At 45.6% G+C, this 4,123-nt stretch carries 3 protein-coding genes; all 3 read left to right on the top strand.

What is annotated here, in order from left to right; all coding sequences use genetic code 11:
* The coding region (gene zwf / locus IQ242_RS18265; RefSeq protein WP_193960949.1) for a glucose-6-phosphate dehydrogenase at nucleotides 1-1,020 on the top strand (1,020 nt) is incomplete at its 5' end.
* Between the two features lie 156 nt (nucleotides 1,021-1,176).
* Nucleotides 1,177-2,532, top strand: coding sequence for a glucose-6-phosphate dehydrogenase assembly protein OpcA (gene opcA / locus IQ242_RS18260; RefSeq protein ID WP_193960948.1), 1,356 nt, complete (start codon nucleotides 1,177-1,179; stop codon nucleotides 2,530-2,532).
* A 350-nt stretch (nucleotides 2,533-2,882) separates the two neighbouring features.
* Nucleotides 2,883-3,467, top strand: a complete 585-nt coding sequence (locus tag IQ242_RS18255; protein ID WP_193960947.1) for a Uma2 family endonuclease — start codon at nucleotides 2,883-2,885, stop codon at nucleotides 3,465-3,467.
* The last annotated feature ends 656 nt before the right edge of the window (nucleotides 3,468-4,123 follow it).

Raw genomic sequence — 4,123 nt, 5'->3', positions numbered from 1 at the left:
AAAGACCTCAGTTCTGCCCAAGTTCTCAATCGAGTCGTACAAGAGGTTTGTCAGGAGAACCAAGTTTATCGCATTGACCACTATTTAGGCAAGGAAACCGTCCAAAACTTATTGGTGTTCCGATTTGCTAACGCTATCTTTGAACCCCTCTGGAATCGTCAATTTATCGATCACGTCCAGATTACCGTGGCCGAAACCGTGGGAGTGGAGGAGCGGGCCGGATATTACGAAAAATCGGGAGCTTTGCGCGATATGGTGCAAAATCACCTGATGCAGTTATTCTGCTTGACGGCGATGGAAGCACCCAACGCTATTAACGCTGATAGTGTCCGCGGCGAAAAAGTCAAAGTCCTGCAAGCGACTCACCTGGCCGATATTAATAACCTAGAAAAATCCGCCATCCGCGGCCAGTATAAAGCCGGTTGGATGAAAGGAAAACCCATTCCGGGCTATCGGGAAGAACCGGGGGTTAATCCCGAATCGACCACTCCCACCTATGTGGCCATGAAATTAATCGTCGATAACTGGCGTTGGCAAGGTGTCCCCTTCTATCTGCGTACCGGTAAACGTCTGCCCAAAAAAGTTTCCGAGATTGCCATCCAATTCCGCCATGTGCCGTTATTAATCTTCCAATCGGCGGCCCAACAAACTAATGCAAATGTACTGAGCCTGCGGATTCAGCCTAACGAAGGTATTGCCCTCCGTTTTGAGGCAAAAATGCCGGGGTCGGAATTACGCACGCGCACGGTAGAAATGGACTTTAGTTATGGTTCCTCCTTCGGTGTTGCCAGCGCTGATGCCTATAATCGGCTACTTTTAGACGCTATGCTAGGAGATCAAACCCTATTTACCCGTTCTGATGAGGTAGAAGAAGCATGGCGCATCGTTACTCCCGCTCTCGCCGCTTGGGACGCTCCCGCCGATCCCGCCTCCGTACCCCAATACGAAGCGGGTACCTGGGAACCCACAGAAGCGGAATTTCTCCTTAATCGCGATGGCCGTCGTTGGCGACGACTCTAATACAGTGAACAGTAATCAGTGAGCAGTAAACAGTAAACTAAAAACTCACATCTGATAACTGATAACTCACATCTGATAACTGGTAACTGAATCACTGATAACTGGTAACTGAATCACTGATAACTGATAACTGATAACTGATAACTGATAACTGACATGACCACCCAAAGCCCCCCCATTGTCTCCCTGCAAGCACCGAAAGATGTTTCCATCGATGTGATCGAGCAGGAACTGCGCGATATCTGGCAATCCTATAATGATAATCAGGATGGTATGGCCGCCACCCGGGCCACCACCTTTAGCTTTATTGTCTATGAACCCGATGCGGTACAGGAATTGTTAACCCTTCTCGGCTATTACACCGGCCCGATTGATGGTATTGCCGGTCCGCGGACTCACGCCGCCATCAAAGTCGCCCAGAAAGAGCTAGGACTAGAAGTAACTGGGCTTTCTAGCGATGAATTTGTCGCCCAGTTAAGGGGGGCCTGGGAAGCGGAAAAAAACGCCGAGGACGGGGCTAATCATCGTCAATACGCCGCCGATTTGGATGCGATTGGGGTCGCAGATGCGATCGCTGCCTCCAATCCCTGTCGCATTATCACCCTCTGTCCCACCGCCGAGGCCGATGAAGGGGTAAAAGCCTCCGTTTCTGCCTATTGTCCCGTTAACAAACGTAGTCAGAACACTTTAGTTTGCTGTGAATACGTTACTTTAAGCGGTACAGCGGAAGCTTTGGAACGAATTGGCGGCATTATTTCCGAGTTAACTATTCCCAGTTTGCCCAAATTTCTCTGGTGGAAAGCCAGTCCCGATGCGGAATATGGACTATTTAAGCGTCTGGCCAGTCAATGTGATACGATTATCGTCGATTCCAGCACTTTTCGGGAACCGGAAACGGAACTGCTGCAAGTGGGGGATTTATTAGCAACAGATGTACCATTAGCTGACCTGAACTGGAGTCGTCTCGCCCCCTGGCAAGAACTAACCGCCGAGGCTTTTGATCCACCGGAGCGCCGGGATGCTATTCTGGAAGTCGATCGCATCACTATTGATTACGAAAAGGGCAATCCTTGCCAAGCTTTTATGTTCCTCGGTTGGATGGCCAGCCGGTTACAATGGCGACCGGTGGGATATAGTCACCGGTCGGGAGATTACGCTATTCATCGGATTAGCTTCCTCGGTCAGGACCAGCGTTTAATTGAGGCGGAATTAGCCGGTGTTCCCGTGGCCGATTGGGGTGAAGTACAAGGAGATCTGATTAGTATTAAACTCAGTTCTACTAATCTTCAGGCTGATTGTTGCACGGTAATTTGTTCGGGAACTACCGGCTGTATGCGGATGGAAGCTTCGGGAGGGGCCCAATCTTGCCGCGTTGAACAAGTGTCCCATCTGGAAGACCAAAAAACAGAAACTTTGCTAGGTAAACAGTTACAGCGTTGGGGCCAAGATGTGCTTTATCAAGAAAGCATGAAAGTCACTAGCGCTATCCTCAAATTATCCCAACCTGATTAGCAAATTAGCAACAATAATCCCCCCCACTTTCGAGAGACTTGGTTAACCAGGTCTCTCGATATTTATACAGCAGTCAGCACCTGATTAAAACCGATAATTGTAATACCATTTTTCTTTATTCGCGTCACAACGAATGAAGGTTTGGCAAGCATTCGAGCGTGGATGTCTGTCATGGATTTAGAAATTTGGTATAAGTAGGTAGGCGTTAAAAATTATCAGACACCCCCCTTATCAAGGGGGGCAGGGGGGATCGAACCTAAAATCCATTTTTAATTTAATTATAACCAGCTACTTACCTTTTCAGAAAACAGGTTATCATAAAAACAGAGCTTTGCTTTCAAGGGGGCAATATGGTCGCAACCACTGAGAAACGCTACACAGTCGCAGAATACTTTCAACTAGAGGAAACTGCCACCGACAGACACGAGTATCGAGATGGAGAAATTATTATTATGACTGGGGGAACTCCTAACCATAATCGCATTGCGGGAAATTTTTATAGAAGATTTCCCTTAACTATCCAGAATCAAGCCTATGATATATTTATCACCGATCTACGCTTGGCCATACCCGCCTATAATATGTACACCTATCCCGATATTATGATCGTTAAAGGGGAACCAATTCTTGAAAGAGGACGCACCGATACGATTACCAATCCACAGGTTATTATCGAGGTTTTATCAAAATCTACTCAAGATTATAATCGGGGTGATAAGTTTAAATTTTATCGCTCTCTTGATAGTTTTGAAGAATATATTTTAATCGATCAATATGGTTATTATATAGAACAATTTCATAAAAGAGGCGATCATTGGGCATTTCGGGATTATCACGATCAAGAAGCGATTTTAACTTTGTTTTCTCTAGATTTTCAAATATCCCTGACAGATTTATATCAGCGTGTCGATTTTACCGCGATTGAAGTATCCTAATGACGCAACTAAGCTGTTCGTAATTTAAATTGCTTGTTGAGACGAGGCAAAAGGCAAACCCCCCCTGCCCCCCCGACATCGGGGGGGTTGGAGGGGCAAGGGGGGGGAGATTCGGCTAATCTAAGAATAAGCGGTTTAAATACGTCTTAGCTTATTTAGGGTTTGCTGAAAAAGTCGGTTCTTCGTTACTTGGTATGGTTCGATAGGGGGGCATAAATCGACTAAATCCTTATCTGGCAAGAGACTTAATTGATTAGTTCGCTCTAGAGCAAAAACAATTGACAAAAATCGCTAAATGCCTTTCTATATAAGGGTTCCATCCCTTATAACCCCCGTCCATTGCATAACACAAACCGAAGAGCCGAAAAAACAACTCTAGCAGTTATCTTAAGGGTGAGGTAGAACAGATAGAGATGATGCTAAATCCCGTCATTTCGTCTTTACCACAATTCGGGCATTTTGTCAAAAAAATTTTGACTTTGCAACAAAACTACACAAAAATTAGATCAACGTTGTTCGGGAAAAAAGGCATAATTGACCAAAGTGTTTGGTTTGGCTAAAAGGGAAAGTCTAGATTTAGCAATGGTTTCAAGGCAAGCTAGACCTTGAAAAGTCCAAAAAAGCATAGAAAAACCCACCATAGCATAATGCAAAAT

The organism is Microcystis sp. LEGE 08355 (assembly GCF_015207185.1).
Lineage (GTDB): Bacteria > Cyanobacteriota > Cyanobacteriia > Cyanobacteriales > Microcystaceae > Microcystis > Microcystis panniformis.
The sequence above is the reverse complement of the archived record's forward strand: the minus strand, read 5'-3'. Positions and strand labels throughout refer to the sequence as shown.

Bases quoted from the DNA above. Each gene is read 5' to 3' on its own strand.
- IQ242_RS18255 (WP_193960947.1), top strand. From the start codon at position 2,883: ATGGTCGCAACCACTGAGAAACGCTACACAGTCGCAGAATACTTTCAA.
- opcA (WP_193960948.1), top strand. From the start codon at position 1,177: ATGACCACCCAAAGCCCCCCCATTGTCTCCCTGCAAGCACCGAAAGAT.